Source organism: Streptomyces sp. NPDC059355 (assembly GCF_042752335.1).
In the GTDB taxonomy this organism is placed as follows: Bacteria; Actinomycetota; Actinomycetes; order Streptomycetales; family Streptomycetaceae; genus Streptomyces.
This window is the reverse complement of record NZ_JBHYXN010000037.1, coordinates 31,594-48,847: the sequence shown is the minus strand read 5'-3', so window position 1 is coordinate 48,847 and position 17,254 is coordinate 31,594. Positions and strand designations below refer to the sequence as shown.

At 71.6% G+C, this 17,254-nt stretch carries 16 protein-coding genes and 2 tRNA genes; 15 read left to right on the top strand and 3 right to left on the bottom strand.

The features are described from left to right. Positions 1–46: 46 nt before the first annotated feature. Both ACFXGI_RS28870 and ACFXGI_RS28865 read right to left on the bottom strand, forming a co-directional pair. Entirely contained in the window at positions 47–1,195 is a 1,149-nt protein-coding gene (locus ACFXGI_RS28870; RefSeq protein WP_384712653.1) for a glycosyltransferase, read from the bottom strand. Then, positions 1,192–4,071, bottom strand: a complete 2,880-nt coding sequence (locus tag ACFXGI_RS28865) for a CDP-glycerol glycerophosphotransferase family protein (RefSeq protein WP_384712650.1) — start codon at positions 4,069–4,071, stop codon at positions 1,192–1,194. The genes ACFXGI_RS28870 and ACFXGI_RS28865 overlap by 4 nt, the downstream gene beginning before the upstream one ends. Before the next feature lie 158 nt (positions 4,072–4,229). On the opposite strand from ACFXGI_RS28865, the gene ACFXGI_RS28860 reads away from it, so the two are divergent. The 7 genes from ACFXGI_RS28860 to ACFXGI_RS28830 all read left to right on the top strand — a co-directional run bounded on the left by ACFXGI_RS28860 (position 4,230) and on the right by ACFXGI_RS28830 (position 11,368). Next, a complete protein-coding gene (locus tag ACFXGI_RS28860) occupies positions 4,230–5,261 on the top strand; it encodes a glycosyltransferase family 2 protein (protein ID WP_384712646.1) in 1,032 nt (343 codons plus the stop codon). A 3-nt stretch (positions 5,262–5,264) separates the two neighbouring features. Next, positions 5,265–5,687 carry a GtrA family protein gene (locus ACFXGI_RS28855; protein ID WP_384712643.1) on the top strand — a complete coding sequence of 141 codons (423 nt, stop codon included), beginning with the start codon at positions 5,265–5,267 and terminating at the stop codon, positions 5,685–5,687. 89 nt (positions 5,688–5,776) lie between these two features. Then, positions 5,777–6,904, top strand: a complete 1,128-nt coding sequence (proB, locus tag ACFXGI_RS28850) for a glutamate 5-kinase (RefSeq protein ID WP_053689029.1) — start codon at positions 5,777–5,779, stop codon at positions 6,902–6,904. A 61-nt stretch (positions 6,905–6,965) separates the two neighbouring features. Next, a complete protein-coding gene (locus tag ACFXGI_RS28845) occupies positions 6,966–7,385 on the top strand; it encodes a hypothetical protein (RefSeq protein WP_372481466.1) in 420 nt (139 codons plus the stop codon). An 832-nt stretch (positions 7,386–8,217) separates the two neighbouring features. After that, positions 8,218–9,495 (top strand): glutamate-5-semialdehyde dehydrogenase, encoded by a 1,278-nt coding sequence (locus ACFXGI_RS28840; RefSeq protein WP_384712639.1) that lies wholly within the window; start codon positions 8,218–8,220, stop codon positions 9,493–9,495. A gap of 77 nt (positions 9,496–9,572) precedes the next feature. Next, the gene (locus ACFXGI_RS28835) at positions 9,573–10,121 is read left to right on the top strand and encodes a hypothetical protein (protein ID WP_384712636.1); all 549 of its coding nucleotides are present in this window, start codon (positions 9,573–9,575) and stop codon (positions 10,119–10,121) included. Between the two features lie 68 nt (positions 10,122–10,189). After that, a complete protein-coding gene (locus ACFXGI_RS28830; RefSeq protein ID WP_384712633.1) occupies positions 10,190–11,368 on the top strand; it encodes a hypothetical protein in 1,179 nt (392 codons plus the stop codon). Here ACFXGI_RS28830 and ACFXGI_RS28825 read toward each other — a convergent pair. Beyond that, a complete protein-coding gene (locus ACFXGI_RS28825; protein WP_384712630.1) occupies positions 11,352–12,431 on the bottom strand; it encodes a M48 family metallopeptidase in 1,080 nt (359 codons plus the stop codon). The genes ACFXGI_RS28830 and ACFXGI_RS28825 overlap by 17 nt on opposite strands. Before the next feature lie 141 nt (positions 12,432–12,572). Here ACFXGI_RS28825 and ACFXGI_RS28820 point away from each other — a divergent pair, with 141 nt between their 5' ends. From ACFXGI_RS28820 to ACFXGI_RS28785, 8 genes are all read left to right on the top strand, one after another. Next, on the top strand, positions 12,573–12,740 hold the full coding sequence (locus tag ACFXGI_RS28820) for a hypothetical protein (RefSeq protein WP_037836848.1): 168 nt from the start codon (positions 12,573–12,575) through the stop codon (positions 12,738–12,740). A gap of 68 nt (positions 12,741–12,808) precedes the next feature. Then, positions 12,809–13,426 (top strand): nicotinate-nucleotide adenylyltransferase, encoded by a 618-nt coding sequence (gene nadD / locus ACFXGI_RS28815; RefSeq protein WP_078988076.1) that lies wholly within the window; start codon positions 12,809–12,811, stop codon positions 13,424–13,426. Between the two features lie 23 nt (positions 13,427–13,449). Then, complete coding sequence (locus ACFXGI_RS28810; RefSeq protein ID WP_384712627.1) at positions 13,450–15,138, top strand: LCP family protein; 1,689 nt, start codon at positions 13,450–13,452, stop codon at positions 15,136–15,138. Positions 15,139–15,269: 131 nt separating this feature from the next. Then, positions 15,270–15,716, top strand: coding sequence for a ribosome silencing factor (rsfS, locus tag ACFXGI_RS28805; protein WP_030159316.1), 447 nt, complete (start codon positions 15,270–15,272; stop codon positions 15,714–15,716). Further along, the gene (locus ACFXGI_RS28800) at positions 15,713–16,369 is read left to right on the top strand and encodes a histidine phosphatase family protein (RefSeq protein WP_384712729.1); all 657 of its coding nucleotides are present in this window, start codon (positions 15,713–15,715) and stop codon (positions 16,367–16,369) included. The genes rsfS and ACFXGI_RS28800 overlap by 4 nt, the downstream gene beginning before the upstream one ends. A 112-nt stretch (positions 16,370–16,481) precedes the next feature. After that, a tRNA-Ala gene (locus ACFXGI_RS28795) sits at positions 16,482–16,554 on the top strand. Between the two features lie 144 nt (positions 16,555–16,698). After that, positions 16,699–16,932: a hypothetical protein gene (locus ACFXGI_RS28790; protein ID WP_008738908.1), complete on the top strand. Its 234-nt coding sequence runs from the start codon at positions 16,699–16,701 to the stop codon at positions 16,930–16,932. 170 nt (positions 16,933–17,102) lie between these two features. Beyond that, positions 17,103–17,175, top strand: a tRNA-Ala gene (locus ACFXGI_RS28785). The last annotated feature ends 79 nt before the right edge of the window (positions 17,176–17,254 follow it).

Below are 17,254 nucleotides of genomic sequence, written 5' to 3'. Positions count from 1 at the left end.
CCGCCCCGGAACGCATCCGGGGCGGGCGGCTTCGTGGTGGGGCCGCTCAGCGTTCCAAGAACGTGAACAGCTCTTCCCAGCGGTCGGTGATCTCGGCGCTGGAGTACCGCTGCACGTTGCGGAAGGCGTTGTCGCCGAGCCTGTCGCGCAGTGCACGGTCCGACATCAGCACGTCGAGGTGCCCGGCCAGCTCCATCGTGTTGCCCAGCCGGGCCAGCAGCCCGTCCTCGCCGTGCGCCACGATCTCCCGTACGCCCGGCGCGCAGTCGAACGCGGCCGCCGGCACGCCCGCGGCCATCGCCTCCAGCAGCGTGATCGGGAAGCCCTCGGCCCGCGAGGCCTGCGCGAACACCGAGGCACCGCGCAGCGCGCCCAGCACGTCGTCGGTGCTGCCCATCCACTCCACGGAGTCGGTCAGCCCGAGCCCGGCGGCGTGCGCCCGCAGCGCCGGCTCCTCGACGCCCGCCCCGTAGATCCGCAGGACCCAGTCGGGGTGGTGCGGGGCGGCGTCGGCCCACGCGTCGAGCAGCAGGTCCACGCCCTTCTCGAAGGCGAGGCGGCCGACGCTGGCGACGACCTTCTCCGTGCGCGGCGCCGGGGAGTCCGGCATGAAGGGCAGCGGGTTCGGCATGCTGCCCACGTTCTCCATGCCGGCCCGGATCCACAGGTCCGCGTCCTCCGGGGTCAGCACCAGCAGCCGGTCGACCTCCCGGTAGTGACGGCGGACCCGATCGCCGCGGGTGGACTTCTGGCTGGCCTCGAACGACTCGTGGCTCATGCCGATGAGGCTGAGCCCCTTGGTGTCGGCGAGCGCCACCCACTCCATCGCCCAGACCTGCGTGACGATCACGACGGCCCCGGGGCCGGCCGCGCGGAAGAGCTCGTTCAGCGTCTCCGCCTTGGCCCGCATCTTCGCCCGCCGGGCCGCCTGGCGGCGCCGCTCGGGGGCGTTCAGCCTGCCCTTGATCCCGCGCAGGCGGCGGGCCTTCGGCGGGTGGGCGTCGTACAGGGTGGTCATCGCGTACGGCAGCTCCTGCGGCAGCTTCTGCCGGATCTCCTCGGCGACCGGGGCGATGCCGACGATGTGCACCCGGTGCCCACGGCCGGTGAGCAGCCCGGCCATCTGGTGCGACCAGGTCGTCACGCCGCCGAGCTCGTCGACGCTGTTGGAGACGATGAAGATGTCCCGGCTCACTTGCCGCTCCCGGTGAAGAACTTCTCGACGATCTGGCGGGCGGCGTCCCCGCGGTCGTACTCGCCGAACTCGGTGAGGAAACGCTGCCGCGCCTCGGCGTACTTGGCGTCCGCCTCGTCGAAGGCGGCCAGCGCCTGGAGGAGTTCGTCGGCCGTGGCCACCACCGGACCGGGCGCCTTCTCCTTCAGGTCGAAGTACGTGCCGCGGATGTCGGTCGCGTACTTCTCGTAGTCGTAGGCGAAGAACAGCATCGGCCGGTCCAGGACCGAGTAGTCGAACATCACGGACGAGTAGTCGGTGATCAGACCGTCGGCGAGGGCCAGCAGCGGGGTGATGTCGTGGTGCCGGGACACGTCGATGACCCGGCCCGCTACCGACGGCGGCAGCGAGACGCTGTTGAGGTAGTGCGTGCGCACCAGCAGCGTGAAGCGGTCGCCGAGGCGCTCGGCGAACTCCTCCACGTCGAAGGGGAACTCGAAGCCCTCCACCGCGCCGTCCGCGTTCGCCCGGAAGGTCGGCGCGTACAGGAGCACCTTCTTCTGCGGGTCGATGCCCAGCTCGGCCGCGAGCGGCCCGCGCACCCGCTCCCCGCTCTGCGTCTCGGCGCGGTGCGCCTCGACCAGGGCGTCGTTGCGGGGGTAGCCGGTGCGCAGCAGCACCTCGTCGCGCAGCCGGAAGCCCTTGGCGAGGGTGCGGGCGTCGTGCTCGGAGCGGATCAGGAAGTGGTCGAAGCGGTTGACGGCCGCCTGGAACCGGTCCTGGCCGACCTTGCCCTGCGCCTTGGTGCGGGGCTCGTGGAAGCCCATGCGCTTGAGCGCGGAGCCGTGCCAGGTCTGGATGTACGTGGTTCCCTCGCGCTTGGTCAGGGCCAGGGGGAAGCCCTGGTTGTCGACCCAGAACTCGGCCTGCGCCAGCGCGCGCAGGTACTGCCAGCTCCAGCGGCGCACCAGGGTGGCGTCCTTGGGGAAGCCGGTGGGCTTGCCGCCCGCGTACGACCAGATCGCCTCGAACGGGACGCCCTGGCGGACCATCTCCTCGTAGATCGCCTTCGGGCTGTCGCTGTACTGCTTGCCCATGTGGCTCTCGAAGACGACCGTGCCCTTCTTGATCGGCAGCTTCGAGAAGACCTCGTGGTAGACCTTCACCTTCTGCTCGCCCGAGCCGAGGTTGCGCCGGGCCCGCAGCGCCTTGCGCAGGCCCCGCTTGACCACGCCGGCGGCCTTGCCGTGCATCGCGCTGCTGATCAGCGTCTGCGTGCGGACGGCGGCGGCGCCCTCGGCGGTCAGGACGTAGGAGAGGTTCCCCTTCTTGGTGACCTCCGGCGCGAAGCGGTCCGAGACCAGCCGGGTCAGCCGCGGGCGCACCCGCAGGCGGGCCGCCGACTCCAGGTCGACGCCGCCGACGGAGACGCGGGTGGTGAGGCGGGTGCCGCCCGCGTTCAGTTTCAGGCGGACGTCCCAGACGGCGTCGATGATGCCGAGGGGGCGGACGGTGCCGGCGACGTCGGCCGTGGCGGTCCACTCGATCGTGTCACCGGCGTGCCGCACGGTTGCCACCGGGAAGCCGAACGACCGCACGCCGATCTGCCGGCGGGCCCGGAACTCCAGCGTGGCCGTCAGCTGCGCGTCGGCCGGGATCCGGCCCAGCGGGTTCACGACGGAGCCGGACATCGTCACGGTGCCCCGGCCGTCGTCCTCGTAGGAGGTGAGCCGGTCGCCCAGGGCGAGGGAGGTGAGCGGGGTGGTGTGGAAGGCCTGCTCGGTGACGTCCAGTATCCGCCGGGCCTCGTCGCCGTCGGGGCCGTCGATGTGCTCCGCACACCAGTAGACGCGGCCGTCGCGCTCGGCGAGCGGGGAGGTCAGCCGGCCCTTGTTGGTCATCGCGTCGGCGGCCGGGAGCAGGTTGTCCCAGTCCTCCTTGCCCAGCAGGTACGCGCAGATCGCCTGGAGGTACGTGACGTTCTCGTACGCGGCCGGGTCGATCCCCGCGAGGTAGCCGTTGGCGAGGCGGGCGAACTCCTGGCGGTACTCGTCGCTCAGCAGCGGCAGGTCGCGCAGGTGCAGCACCAGGTCGTGCTTGAGGAACTTGGCGTCCTTCGCGGACTTGATCTCCGTGTGCCCCTTGGCGGCCAGCAGCTCGTCGACGCGGCGGTGGATCTCCATCCGGTGGACGAAGTTCGCGATCTCGTGGCGCCGGTTGCTGATCGACTTCGCCGAGGCCTTCTCGACCACGTTCCAGTAGTAGACGTGGTTCGGGATCAGCGTGATGCGGCGGGCGGCGACGTAGGCCTGCGCGGAGAAGAGCAGGTCCTCGTAGTGGATGCCGACCGGGAACTCCAGGCCCTGCTCCAGCAGGAACGCGCGCCGGTAGCACTTGTTCGTGGAGAGGGTGTCGTAGACCAGCAGGTCCGGGTCCTCGGTGATCGACTCCAGCGTGCGGGTGCGCGAGTAGATCCAGGGGTACCACTCGGTGGTCTTGCCCCACCTGTTGTCGAGGTGGACGCGCACGCACATGCCGGAGACCAGGTCGGAACCGGTCCGCTCGGCCGCGGCCAGCATGTTCCGGCATGCGTTTCGTTCCAGCACGTCGTCGCTGTCCAGGAACATGACGTACGTGCCGGTGGCCTGCCGGATGCCGTGGTTGCGCGGGGCACCGCAGCCGCCGCTGTTCTCCGGCAGCCGGAAGGCGCGCACTCTCCCCGGGTGCGCGGCCTCGAGCTCCTGCGCGACCGCGTACGACCGGTCCTTGCTGCAGTCGTCGACGATCACGACTTCGACCCCGTGCAGGGTCTGGTCCAAAACCGACTGGACGGCTGTCGGCAGACGCTCTGCGTCGTTGTAGACGATGACGACCACGGAGACGTCAGGCACGTGCACCTCGATCCCTTTGTTCCATTCCGCTTAACCCGTCAAAGCTACCGTGTGCCGCGCTCGGATCCGGCAGGCCGACCCCCGGCGTGCATACTTCTAAGGAAGAGGTGTGTGGCGGGTCCGGTCGCCGACAATCACCCGTTCGGACCCAGCAGGAAGTGTTCATGACGAAGCTGTCCGTAGTAGTCCCTTGCTACAACGAAGAAGCCGTGATCGACAGCTTCGACCTGGAGATCCGCAGGGTCCTGGACTCCCTGCCCGTCGAGTACGAGGTCTGCTACGTCGACGACGGCAGCCGCGACGGCACCCTCGCCAAGCTCCGCGAGATCGCCGCCGAGCACGGGGACAGGACCCGTTACGTCTCCTTCAGCCGCAACTTCGGCAAGGAGGCCGGCATGCTCGCCGGCCTGCGCGAGGCCACCGGCGATGCCGTCGTGATCATGGACGCCGACCTCCAGCACCCGCCGGAGCTCATCGCCACGATGCTCGACTACTACCGCCAGGGCCACGACCAGATCATCGCCCGCCGCACCCGCGAAGGCGACAAGAAGGTCCGCTCCGCGCTCAGCCGCCTCTACTACCGCGGCGTCAACCGCTGGGTCGACGTGGAGCTCACCGACGGCGTCGGCGACTTCCGCCTGCTGTCCCGGCCGGCCGTGGACGCGCTGCTGTCCCTGCCCGAGTACAACCGCTTCTCCAAGGGCCTCTTCTCCTGGATCGGCTTCGACACCGTCCACTTCGACTACCGCAACGCCCAGCGCGAGGCCGGCGAGACGAAGTGGAAGTTCGGCGCCCTGCTGAACTACGCCATGGACGGGCTGATCTCCTTCAACAACCGGCCGCTGCGGATCGGGATCTGGGCGGGCGTGTCGCTGGTGGCGCTGACCGTCCTGTACGCCGTGTACGTCGCCATCAGCGCGATGACCAACGGCATCGACGCACCCGGTTACGTCACCCTCGTCGCGATCATCACCGGCATCGGCGGCGTCCAGATGATCATGCTGGGTCTGATCGGCGAGTACATCGGCCGCATCTACTACGAGACCAAGCGCCGGCCGCACTTCCTGGTGAAGGAGGCGCACGGCGCGGACCCGCAGGCCCGGCCCGACGCCGCCGGGGTCCACACCGGCGCCCGCGAGCGCGGCGGCCTGTCCGCCACGCGCCCGACGGTGTCCGCCGAGCGAGAGGTGCGCTGAACCATGCGCAGCCAGCTCGGCCAGATCCTCCGCTTCGGCCTCGTCGGCGCCGTCAACACCGGCACCTTCTTCGTCATCTACCTGCTGCTGCACCCGTGGATGCCGTACTTCCTGGCCTACACCCTCGCCTTCCTCCTGGCGATGGTCGGCTCGTTCTTCATGAACACGTACTTCACCTACCGGACCAAGCCCACCTGGAAGAAGTTCCTGCTCTTCCCGCTGACGAACATCACGAACTACGTGATCCAGTCCGCCGGGCTCTACGCCCTGGTGACCTGGGCCGGGCTCGACACCCGGATCGCCCCGCTCGTCGCCGCGGTCGTGGCCATCCCCTTCACGTACCTGCTGTCGCGCAAGATCCTCGTCCCGGGCGCGGCCGCCGCGGCCGAGGACCCGGAGCCGGCCCGCAGCGGCACCGGGGCCTGAGTCCACCCGCTGAAACCCCTGCGCGGGCGCGCCGCACCACCCCGTAGATTGAGGTGGCAGACGTACCGGCAAGGGGCAAGGGGACAGACGTGTCAGCGGCTAGGCAAGGTGTCGTGGACGCCCGCAGGATCGTGGTCAAGGTCGGATCCTCCTCCCTGACCACCGCGGCCGGCGGACTCGACGCCGACCGGGTGGACGCCCTGGTCGACGTACTGGCAAAGGCGCGCAGCGGCGGGGAGAAGGAGATCGTCCTCGTCTCCAGCGGAGCCATCGCCGCCGGACTCTCCCCGCTCGGCCTGCGCCGCCGCCCCACCGACCTGGCCCGCCAGCAGGCCGCCGCCAGCGTTGGGCAGGGGCTCCTGGTCGCCCGGTACACCGCCTCCTTCGCCCGGTACGGGGTCCGCGTCGGGCAGGTGCTGCTGACCAGCGACGACACCAGCCGCCGGGCCCACTACCGCAACGCGTACCGGACCCTGGACCAGCTCCTGGCCATGGGCGCGCTGCCGGTGGTCAACGAGAACGACACCGTCGCCACCGACGAGATCCGCTTCGGCGACAACGACCGGCTCGCGGCCCTCGTCGCCCACCTGGTCCGCGCCGACCTCCTCGTCCTCCTGTCCGACGTCGACGGCCTCTACGACGGCGACCCGTCGCTGCCCGGCACCACCCGCATCGACGAGGTGCGCGGCCCCGAGGACATCGCGCACGTGTCGATCGGCAGCGCCGGCAAGGCGGGCGTCGGCACCGGCGGCATGGTCACCAAGGTCGAGGCGGCCCGGATCGCGGCCGCGGCCGGCATCCCCGTCGTCCTCACCTCCGCCAGCCAGGCGGCCGACGCCCTGGCGGGCCGCCTCACCGGTACGCACTTCCACGCCACGGGCCGGCGCTCGGCGGACCGGCTGCTGTGGCTCCAGCACGCCTCGACCCCACAAGGACACCTCGTCCTCGACGAGGGAGCCGTACGCGCGGTGACCGAGCGCGGCAGCTCCCTGCTGCCCGCCGGGATCGCGGCCGTCGAGGGCGACTTCGTCGCCGGAGACCCGGTGGAACTGCGCGGGCCCGACGGCCGCGCCGTGGCCCGCGGGCTGGTCAACTTCGACGCCAAGGAACTCCCGCAGCTGCTGGGCCGCTCCACCAGGGAGCTGGCGAAGGAACTCGGCCCGGCGTACGAGCGCGAGGTCGTACACCGCGACGATCTGGTCCTGCTGGAGGGCTGAGGTTCGGTAAAACCGCCGCGCGGCGGGCCGGGGACTGGTCAACTGTGAGGGGCGGACAGGCATGGCGCAGACAGGAGGCGGGCTGGTGAGACGAGCGCTGACCAGCATCAGCGGCGGCGGGGACGGCGAGCAGGTCGAAGCCTCCCGTCTGTGGCACGTCACCCTGAGCGTCTCCGGCAAGCCGGCGCCGCTGTCGGAGGTCCGCCGCGGCCTGGAACAGCTCGCGCACGACCACCCCTTCCTGCTGACCAGCCGGTACGCAGACGACCACGCGGAGATCCGGTACTGGGAGGAGGCCCGCGACCTCCACGACGCCGCGGCCGTCGCCCTGCGCCTGTGGGGCGAGCACCGCTCCTCGGCGCAGCTCCCGCCGTGGGAGATCGTCGGCCTGGAGGTCATCGACCGCGCGACGTACCACCTCCGAGTGGCAGAGGGCTACGGCCCACCCCCGGCGCATCCGGTGGGCGTGCACCCTTATTGACGCGCCGGTCCCTTCTTGACGCGCCGCTGGCGCGGCTGTGCCGGACTCCGTCCGGCGGGTGGCGGTGCGGGGCCACGGGCGGAGCCGGGCCGGTCTTCCCCCGACGCGCCGCTCGGCTGCGGGCGCCCTCGTCGGCCGCGCGCCGGTGTGCCCAGTTCGTCCGCTGGGTGCCGGGGCGGAGCCGGGGTCGGTCTGTGTCTGCGGGTGTGTGCCGCTGCGCGGGGCGTCCCCTACCCGCCCTTCGCCCGTTCCCAGGGGCGCTGCCCCTGACCCCGTCCCGGGCGCCGCGCCCGTTGCACCCCTGTCCGGCCCCGCCGGTGTTCGAGGCGCGGGGTCCGGGGCGGAGCCTCCGGGCCTTCCGGGTCCGGGCGGAGCCCGGGGAACGGGCGAAGGGCGGGTAGGGGACCGAGCCCCGCAGGGCCCGCCACCGGCACTCGACGACCGGCCGGTACCCGACAGGTGCCCAGGCCACGGCCCACGGCGGCGGCGCGGGACCCCGGCCGGTACCCGAATGGTGCCCACGGCCCACGGGCGCGGCGCGGGATCCGGGCTGGGTGCCCGACCCCCGGCCCCGGGTCCACGGCCCCCGACCCCCGGCCCCGGGTCCACGGCCCCCGACCCCCGGCCCCGGGTCCACGGCCCCCGACCCCCGGCCCCGGGTCCACGGCCTCCGGCCCCCGGCCCCGGGTACCGCGGCACCGCCCGGCATCCGGCGGCTGCCCGGGCCCCACGGCCCGCGCGGCGCGGGGGCCCGGGACCGCCGCCGGGGCGGGGCGTCTCGCGGGGTGGAACCCCGTCGGCCCGGGCGGGGCCGGGGACTACCCTGGGCGGCATGACCTCGCTCGACGCCCCCGCCTCGCCCGTGATCGCCACCGCGCAAGCGGCCCGCACCGCCGCCGCGGCCATCGCCCCCCTCCCGCGGTCCGCCAAGGACACCGCGCTGCTGGCCATCGCGGACGCGCTGGTGGCCCGTACGGCCGAGGTCGTCGAGGCCAACGCCGTGGACATCGCCAAGGCCCGTGAAGCCGGCACCAGTGAGACCGTCATCGACCGCCTCACCCTCACCCCCGACCGCGTCGCGGCCATCGCCTCCGACGTCCGGGACGTCGCCGCCCTCCCCGACCCCGTCGGCGAGGTCGTCCGCGGCTCGACCCTCCCCAACGGGATCGACCTCCGCCAGATCCGCGTCCCGCTCGGCGTCGTCGGCATCATCTACGAGGCCCGCCCCAACGTCACCGTCGACGCCGCCGCCCTGTGCCTCAAGTCCGGCAACGCGGTCCTGCTGCGCGGCAGCTCCTCCGCCTACGCCTCCAACACGGCCCTCGTCGCCATCCTCCGCGACGCCATCACCGAGGCCGGCCTCCCCGCCGACGCGATCCAGCTCGTCCCCGGCGAGTCCCGCGACTCCGTCCGCGAGCTGATGCGCGCCCGCGGCCTCGTCGACGTCCTCATCCCGCGCGGCGGTGCCTCCCTCATCAAGACCGTCGTCGAGGAGTCCATCGTCCCGGTCATCGAGACCGGTACCGGAAACTGCCACGTCTACGTGGACGCCCAGGCCGACCTCGACATGGCCGTGGACATCCTCGTCAACTCCAAGGCGCAGCGGCCCTCGGTCTGCAACTCCGCCGAGACCCTCCTCGTCCACCGCGACATCGCCGACGCGTTCCTGCCGCGCGCCCTCGACGCCCTCGCCGAGGCGGGCGTCACCGTCCACGGCGACGACCGGGTCCTCGCGGCCGCCGAGCACTCCAAGGCCACAGCGCTGCCCGCCACCGACGAGGACTGGGCCGCCGAGTACCTCTCCTACGACATCGCCGCCGGGGTCGTCGACTCCCTCGACGACGCCGTCGCCCACATCCGCCGCTGGACCTCCGGCCACACCGAGGCGATCGTCACCACCTCGCAGGCCGCCGCCCGCCGCTTCACCCAGCTGGTCGACTCGACCACGGTCGCCGTGAACGCGTCCACCCGGTTCACCGACGGTGGCCAGTTCGGCTTCGGCGCCGAGATCGGGATCTCCACCCAGAAGCTGCACGCCCGGGGCCCGATGGGCCTTCCGGAGCTGACCTCCACCAAGTACATCGTCACCGGCGACGGTCACGTCCGGTAGTCGGACCCCGCACACCGGGTGGCCGGAATTCGGCTCACACCCTGCCCAAAGCGGTCCCCCCGGTCTAGGCTGGTGCTGTGCCGGACGACGTGGGGGGCAAGTTCCCGGACGACGGGGAGCCCGACAACGACGACCGCGGAGGCGCGGATCAGGACTTCGCCTCCGTGGTGTTCGACGAGGACTTCGTCCGGAGCGCCGAGATCCATGAGCCGAGCGCCGCGGAGCGCCAGCGCGCCGCGGACCGCGCGCGCGCGGAGGCGGAAGCCGCCCGAGCCGTGGCCGGCGGCTGGACCTCCGACGACGACTACGACGGCTACGGCTACGGCCGCCCCGAGGGGTACGGCCTCGACGAACCCGGCTGGGACCACCGCCCCGGCTACGCGGAAGGCCCGTACGGGGTCTACGGCGGGGCCCTGCGGCCCTACCGGGGCCGCTCGCCCTGGCTGCGCCCGGTCGCCTGGGTGCTCGCTGTCGTGATGGGCCTCGGCATGGTCGCCCTGGCCTTCAGCGCCGTCTACCGCAGCGCGTCGAGCGACGCGGACCACGCGCCCGCGCCCGCCACCACGCCGCTCACCGAAGTCACCGGCGCCGGAGCGTTTACGTACCCCGTCGCCCGCCAACCCTGAAGGTACGACCCCACTCGCGTTCACCGGAGCCGGGGGCTTCTCTGAAGCGGGGACAGCGGGGAGAAGCAATGGCCGTGCCAGGAGATCCACCCGACGGCACCCCCGAGGGCATCGGCGGGGGCGACGAGGAGTTCCGGTCGGACGAGTACCGGTCAGACGAGTACCGGTCGGACGAGTACCGGTCGGTGGTGTTCGACGAGGACTTCGTCCGGGCTGCCCGGCTCCAGGAGTTCTCCGCCCAGGAGCGCATGGGCGAACACGCACGGGCCGTACGCAGCCGGTCCATGTGGTCCGCCGGCGGCCCCTCCCGGCCCCGGACCAGCACCCCGGGCCGCGGCGCCCGCCAGGGCATGCTGCTCGTGCTGCTCATCGCCGTGGCCTTCGCCGTGGCCGTCTACATGGGCCTGAGCAACCCGGCCCTGCCCCCTGCCACCGGCCGGGCCGAGCCGCTGACCAGCACGGTCGTGCCGCTCGCGCCCGCCACCGTCGTGCCCGGCGGACGGCCCGTCGACCTGTACGCGAAGAGCCCGGCGGCCGACTACCGCGTCGGGGCGGCCGGGATCAACCTGCCCGGCGCGCGCCGCACCCACCACTTCACCGAGGGGCAGGTCGTCACCGCGCTGTCCATCGCCAAGGACTATCTGGTGCAGTCCTCGCTGGACCCCGACGTGCTGGCCGGGGCCGCCACCCGGCCCGTGCGGGTCCTGCTCGACCCCGACCAGACGGACCAGTTCGACCGCAGCATGACCACGCCCTCCGGAGACGGGCGGCACGCCGTCACCGGCTGGCTGGTCCGCTTCGACCCGGGCACGGCGGTCGTGGCCGACACCCGGGTCCGGGTCAGCGGCACCCTCGCCATCGACGAGGTCTCCGCCGACGTCCTCGAAGTGATCACCGACCACACCTTCGTGTACGCCGTGCGCCCCGCCACCGGATCCCCGGCCGCCGCCGACGGCGCCTCGCTCTTCACCGTCCGGCGGGAGCTGAAGCTGCGCTTCGACCGGGAGGACCTCACGGCCCGCCGGGCCGAGCTGGTCACCGCCTACGTGATGGCCGGGCCGCAGGACTGCTCCACCGATCCCGCCGAAGGCTTCCGCCCGGTCCTGGCCGGGGCCGGACCGACCACGGTCGGCCCGGCCGCGAGCGACCCGTACGCCAGCGGCATCCCGAGGCGCACCGCCGGGCTGTGTGGCGTGCTGGCGCCGCCCACGCCCGCCGGGGAGGCTCCCGTCAGCCCTGCCCCGTAGCCCCGCCCTTCGCCTCGCCGGCCGAGCCCGAGCCGCCGCCGGCCGCGCCCGTGAACTTGTCGCGCAGCCTGCCACCGACGTCGGCCGCCCCGCCCGCGATGTCCCCGACCAGCTTGAACAGCGGGTCCTTGCTGCTGCGCACCGATTCCGCGTAGTGCGAGGCCGACTCCCGGAAGGAGTCCGACACCGAGGTGTCCTTGTCCTCCTCGCGCCGCGGATAGTGGCCGTCCATGATCCGCTGGTAGTCCCGGTTCTGGGACCACTTCTTCAGCTCGGCCGCCCGCACGGTGGTGAAGGGATGGGTCCGCGGCAGCATGTTGAGGATCTTCAGCACGGAGTCGCGCAGATCGCCGCTCGCCTCGTACTCCTCGGCCTGGGCCAGGAAGGAGTCCACGTTCATCTCGTGGAGGTGGTTGCCGCCCGCGATCTTCATCAGGCCGCGCATCGAGGCGTTCACGTCCTGCCCGACCAGCAGCCCGGCCCGGTCGGCCGACAGCTCCGACTTGCGGAACCACTCGCGCAGCGCGGTCACGAGCGCCATGATCGCCACATTGCCCAGCGGGATCCACGCCACCTTCAGCGCCAGCCCCGTCAGGAACAGCAGGATCGTGCGGTACACCGCGTGCCCCGACAGTGCGTGGCCCACCTCGTGGCCCACGACCGCCCGCATCTCCTCCTCGTCGAGCAGCTCGACCAGGCCCGTCGTCACCACGATGATCGGCTCGTCCAGCCCGATGCACATCGCGTTCGGCTTCGGGTCCTGCTGCACGTACATCTGCGGGACCTTCTCCAGGTCCAGGATGTAGCAGGCGTCGCGGAGCATCTCGTGCAGGTGCGGGAACTGCGCCTCGCCCACCCGGACCGACTCCGACAGGAACAGCAGCCGCAGGCTGCGCTCCGGAAGCAGCCCGCTCAGGGCCTTGAACACGGTGTCGAACCCGCTCAGCTTGCGCAGCGCCACCAGCGCCGAGCGGTCCGCCGGGTGCTCGTACGCGCGCGAGGAGATGCCGGGGAACCTCCTGCGGTTCCTCGCCGGCACCTTCTCGAACCCGGTCTCCGTCATAACGCCCTCCCCCTTGATCGGCCTGCGTGCTCCTGCGTCTATCCTCTCCAACGCCTGAGTCGGCGTGAGCGTGCCCCAGGCCCCCGCATACGATGTGAGCGAAGTCTCCGCCCGCTCCCCGACTCGATAGGTATCTGCCTGATGAGCCTCTCCTCCACCGCCCACAACCTGGTCGTTCTCGCGTCGGAGGGCGCCGAGCAGCACGGCGGCAACCACGACAGCCTGAACCCGTACCTGACCGGCGGCGGCGCGCTGTTCATCCTGCTCCTGATGCTCTGGGTGACCACGCGCCTGAACCGCGACCGCTGAACCCGTCGTCGCGCACACCCTCGATCGCGGGTCCGCGCCGCTCCGCCGGGCCAGTAGGCTCTGCGCTCATGGGAGAGCAGGAGATGCCTACCGGCCCGGTCAAGCGCCGGCTCGGCGTGATGGGCGGGACATTCGACCCGATCCACCACGGACACCTGGTGGCCGCCAGTGAAGTGGCCGCCCTGTTCCACCTCGACGAGGTGGTGTTCGTACCGACCGGCCAGCCGTGGCAGAAGTCGCAGCGCGCCGTGTCCCCCGCCGAGGACCGCTATCTGATGACGGTCATCGCGACGGCCTCGAACCCCCAGTTCTCGGTGAGCCGCATCGACCTCGACCGCGGCGGGCCGACGTACACCATCGACACCCTGCGTGATCTGAGCGCCCTCAACGAAGACGCCGACCTCTTCTTCATCACCGGTGCCGACGCCCTCGCCCAGATCCTGACCTGGCGCAACGCCGACGAGCTCTTCTCGCTCGCCCATTTCATCGGCGTCACCCGGCCGGGCCACGTGCTCACCGACGACGGGCTCCCCGAGGACGGCGTCTCGCTGGTGCAGGTGCCCGCGCTGGCGATTTCGTCCACGGACTGCCGCACCAGGGTCGCCCAGGGGGATCCTGTCTGGTATTTGGTGCCCGACGGTGTGGTGCGCTACATCGACAAGCGTGAGCTGTACCGGGGAGCCTGAGCTTCCGGAGAGAGGGGCCCGCGGTGAACGACCGACAGGATCCGTACGACCCGTATGCCGCCCAGGAGCAGCAGCTCATCGGCTACGACCCGTACGGGCGGCCGGTGTACGGCCAGGTGCCCGCGCAGCCCGCCCCCGGGCAGCAGTACGACCGGCAGTACGACCAGGGCTACGAGCAGCAGCAGTACGGCTACGACCCCCAGGGCTACGCCCGGCAGCAGCAGGCGTACTACCAGCAGCCGCAGCAGCCGGCCGCCCCCGAGTACGGGCAGCAGGAGTACCCCCAGGCCCCCGGCTACGGGTACGACACGCAGCAGACCCCGCAGTGGATCCCGCAGCAGGCCGCCCCCGAGCCCCCCGCTCCCGCCCCGGCCCCCGCGGCCGACCCGGAGCCCCCGCGCCCCGACCGGGTCCCCGAACCGCGCCGGTCCGAGGGCGGGCCGTCCGACCCGGACTACCGCACCGAGCAGTTCGCCTTCATCGACCAGCCGGACGAGGCCTCCGAGGACGTCATCGACTGGCTCAAGTTCACCGAGAGCCGGACCGAGCGCCGCGAAGAGGCCCGCCGCCGCGGCCGCAACCGGGTGGTCGCCCTGATCGTCGTCCTCGCCCTCTTCGTCGTCGCGGGCGTCGGCTACCTCTGGTACGCGGGCAAGCTGCCGTTCATCGACGGCCCCGGCCAGAAGAAGGATGCGGCGGCCGCCGCCGGACCGCAGAAGCGCGACATGATCGTCGTCCACCTGCACAACACCAAGAAGGGCGGCACCTCCACGGCGCTGCTCGTCGACAACGTCACCACCAAGAAGGGCGCCACCGTCCTGCTGCCGAACACGCTGGGCGTCGCCAAGGACGACGGCACGGGCGCGGCCCTCGGCAAGGCGGTCGAGGAGGGCGGTGCGGGCGTCAAGGACTCCCTCGACTCGGTTCTCGGCACCCACATCGGCGGCACCTGGCGCCTGGACACCCCCTTCCTGGAGAACCTGGTCGAGCTGGTCGGCGGCATCGACACCGACACCGACGTCGCGGTCCCGGCCGACGACGCCGCCAAGATCCCGGCCGTGGGGCAGGGGCCGAAGCAGCACCTCAGCGGTGCGATGGCCGTCGCGTACGCCACGTACCGCGGCCAGGGCGAGCCGGAGGCCAAGCAGCTGGACCGGTTCGGCAAGGTGCTCTACGGAGTGCTGCGCAAGGTTCCCGCAGACGCGAAGTCGGCGACCGTCACCGTCGAGAGCATGGGCCAGATCCTCGACCCCTCCCTGAACGCCCAGACCCTCGGCACCCTGCTGGCCAAGCTCGGCGAGCACGCCAAGGAGGGCGCGTACCGCACGGACGTCCTCGCGGTGAAGCCCGACGGCGCGCTCACCGACGACGCCAACAAGAGCGTCGTCAAGGAGGTGCTCGGCGGCAGCTTCACCGCGGCCCAGGCCGGCACCGCACCGCGTGTCGGGCTCAAGGACGCCACCGGTGACGAGAAGACGCAGGTCGCGGCCAAGGCGACGCTGCTGAACGGCGGCTACACCTTCGTGGACGGTGGCAAGGCCGACAAGACCCAGCCCGCCACGCAGATCACGTACCAGGACGACGCGCAGCGGGCCAAGGCGGTCGACGTGGCCAAGACGCTGGGCCTGCCGGAGACCGTGGTGAAGAAGGGCGAGAACGCCGTGAACGCCGACATCGTGGTGACCCTGGGCAAGGACTACAAACCGTCCTGACCAGCCCTTGGACCCGGCCTGACCAGGCCCTCGGGCGATGCCCCGGCCCGCGCGGCACGCTGCGCGCGGGCGGGGTCGGCGGTACATGAGACCCTTGTATGGATCTGCCCGCCAACCCGAAAGCATGGCCAGTGACCGCCACGGACCGCTCCATCGAGCTCATCACCGCCGCCGCCCAGGCCGCGGCCGACCGGCTCGCGCACGACATCATCGCGTACGACGTCAGCGACGTGCTGTCGATCACCGACGCCTTCCTGCTCGCCTCGGCGCCCAACGACCGCCAGGTCAAGTCGATCGTCGACGAGATCGAGGAGCGCCTGCTGAAGGAGCTCGGCGCCAAGCCGGTGCGCCGCGAGGGCGACCGCGACGCCCGCTGGATCCTGCTCGACTACATCGACATCGTCGTCCACGTGCAGCACAGCGAGGAGCGGGTCTTCTACGCGCTGGAGCGCCTGTGGAAGGACTGCCCCGAGATCGAGCTGCCCGAGGACGCCAAGCTCACCAAGGGCAAGGCGGAGGAGCACGCCAAGCTGCGCGAGGCGGCGGGCGACGAGGACCTGGACGGTGATCTGTTCTGAGCGCGACCCCCACCCGCAAGACGGACCGGAAGATCGTTCTCTGGCGGCACGGCCAGACCTCGTGGAACCTGGAGCGCCGCTTCCAGGGTTCCACGGACATCGAGCTGACCGAGACGGGTGTGGCGCAGGCGCGCCGCGCCGCCCGGCTGCTCGCCTCCCTGAAGCCGGCCGCCATCGTGGCCTCGGACCTGCGGCGGGCTTCCGCCACGGCCGCCGAGCTGGCCGCCGTCACGGGCCTGCCCGTGACGCACGACGCCGCGCTGCGCGAGACGTACGCCGGTGAGTGGCAGGGCCTCACGCACGAAGAGATCATCGAGAAGTACGGCGAGCAGTACGCGGCGTGGAAGCGCGGCGAGCCCGTCCGCCGCGGCGGCGGCGAGCTGGAGACCGAGGTCGCCGACCGGGCGGCGCCGGTGGTGCTCGAGCACGCCGACCGGATCCCGGACGGCGGCACGCTCGTCGTGGTCAGCCACGGCGGCACCATCCGTACGACGATCGGCCGGCTGCTGGGCCTGGACGCGTACGACTGGGAGAGCCTGGGCGGGCTCTCCAACTGCTGCTGGTCCGTCCTCGGCGAGGGCGCGCGCGGCTGGCGTCTGATGGAGCACAACGCCGGCACGCTGCCGGAACCGGTGCTCGGCGACGACGACTGAGCCCGCCTCAGGGCGGCTCCCACCCGGATTTCACTTTCCGGCTGGTCGCAGGCTAGAGTTCTTCTTGTTCGCAGCGCGGAACACCGGAAACGGGGGGAGCGCGGCGGAGAGCGGGGCTATAGCTCAGTTGGTAGAGCGCCTGCATGGCATGCAGGAGGTCAGGAGTTCAATTCTCCTTAGCTCCACAATCAGGATCCCGTCCCCAACAGGGGGCGGGATCCTTCCGTTTGTTCCTTCGGTGCCTGCTGACCTGCCCCGTACCCGCGTGGCAGAATCGGGACCGCCGGAGGGGGAGTCGACGGCCCGACGTGGGAGGGAGTCGCTGACGGATGGGTGCACACCGGCGGCGGTGCGACTGGTGCAACAACGGCACGCCGATCGTGCGGGACATGGACCCGGTCAACCCCGACTACCAGTACTGGTGCGAGGAATGCGCGCGGGCGCTGATCATAAAAGGCGACCCGATCGAGACGTACCGCGAGCTGGAGGGGGAGCCGATCTACGGCCGACTGCTCGACGAGCACTGCACGCTCAAGCGGTTCTACCAGTTCGCGAGAGCGTAGCGACGGGCTCCGGGGGCGTGGAGCCGCCCCACACGCATGGGATGAAACGGGCGAAATCGAGCGACCGGAAACCGATTTTTGGACCTGGGCCATGACCGTGTAATGTTCTCGATGTCGCCAGGGGGAACCGGTAAGGGAAACCGAGCAGGGGCCCGGCGGCAGAGAAACAAGGGGCTATAGCTCAGTTGGTAGAGCGCCTGCATGGCATGCAGGAGGTCAGGAGTTCAATTCTCCTTAGCTCCACAGTGAAGAAGCGGGCCACCCGGATCGGGTGGGCCGCGTCACGGTGTTGGCAAAGGTGGGGGGGGCGCGCCACGCCCCG

What these genes read in the sequence shown, in the direction of transcription:
- ACFXGI_RS28860 (WP_384712646.1), top strand. Translation starts at nt 4,230, where the DNA reads ATGACGAAGCTGTCCGTAGTAGTCCCTTGCTACAACGAAGAAGCCGTG.
- ACFXGI_RS28855 (WP_384712643.1), top strand. Translation starts at nt 5,265, where the DNA reads ATGCGCAGCCAGCTCGGCCAGATCCTCCGCTTCGGCCTCGTCGGCGCC.
- ACFXGI_RS28845 (WP_372481466.1), top strand. Translation starts at nt 6,966, where the DNA reads ATGGCGCAGACAGGAGGCGGGCTGGTGAGACGAGCGCTGACCAGCATC.
- ACFXGI_RS28840 (WP_384712639.1), top strand. Translation starts at nt 8,218, where the DNA reads ATGACCTCGCTCGACGCCCCCGCCTCGCCCGTGATCGCCACCGCGCAA.
- ACFXGI_RS28830 (WP_384712633.1), top strand. Translation starts at nt 10,190, where the DNA reads ATGGCCGTGCCAGGAGATCCACCCGACGGCACCCCCGAGGGCATCGGC.
- ACFXGI_RS28825 (WP_384712630.1), bottom strand. Translation starts at nt 12,431, where the DNA reads ATGACGGAGACCGGGTTCGAGAAGGTGCCGGCGAGGAACCGCAGGAGG.
- ACFXGI_RS28820 (WP_037836848.1), top strand. Translation starts at nt 12,573, where the DNA reads ATGAGCCTCTCCTCCACCGCCCACAACCTGGTCGTTCTCGCGTCGGAG.
- nadD (WP_078988076.1), top strand. Translation starts at nt 12,809, where the DNA reads ATGGGAGAGCAGGAGATGCCTACCGGCCCGGTCAAGCGCCGGCTCGGC.
- ACFXGI_RS28790 (WP_008738908.1), top strand. Translation starts at nt 16,699, where the DNA reads ATGGGTGCACACCGGCGGCGGTGCGACTGGTGCAACAACGGCACGCCG.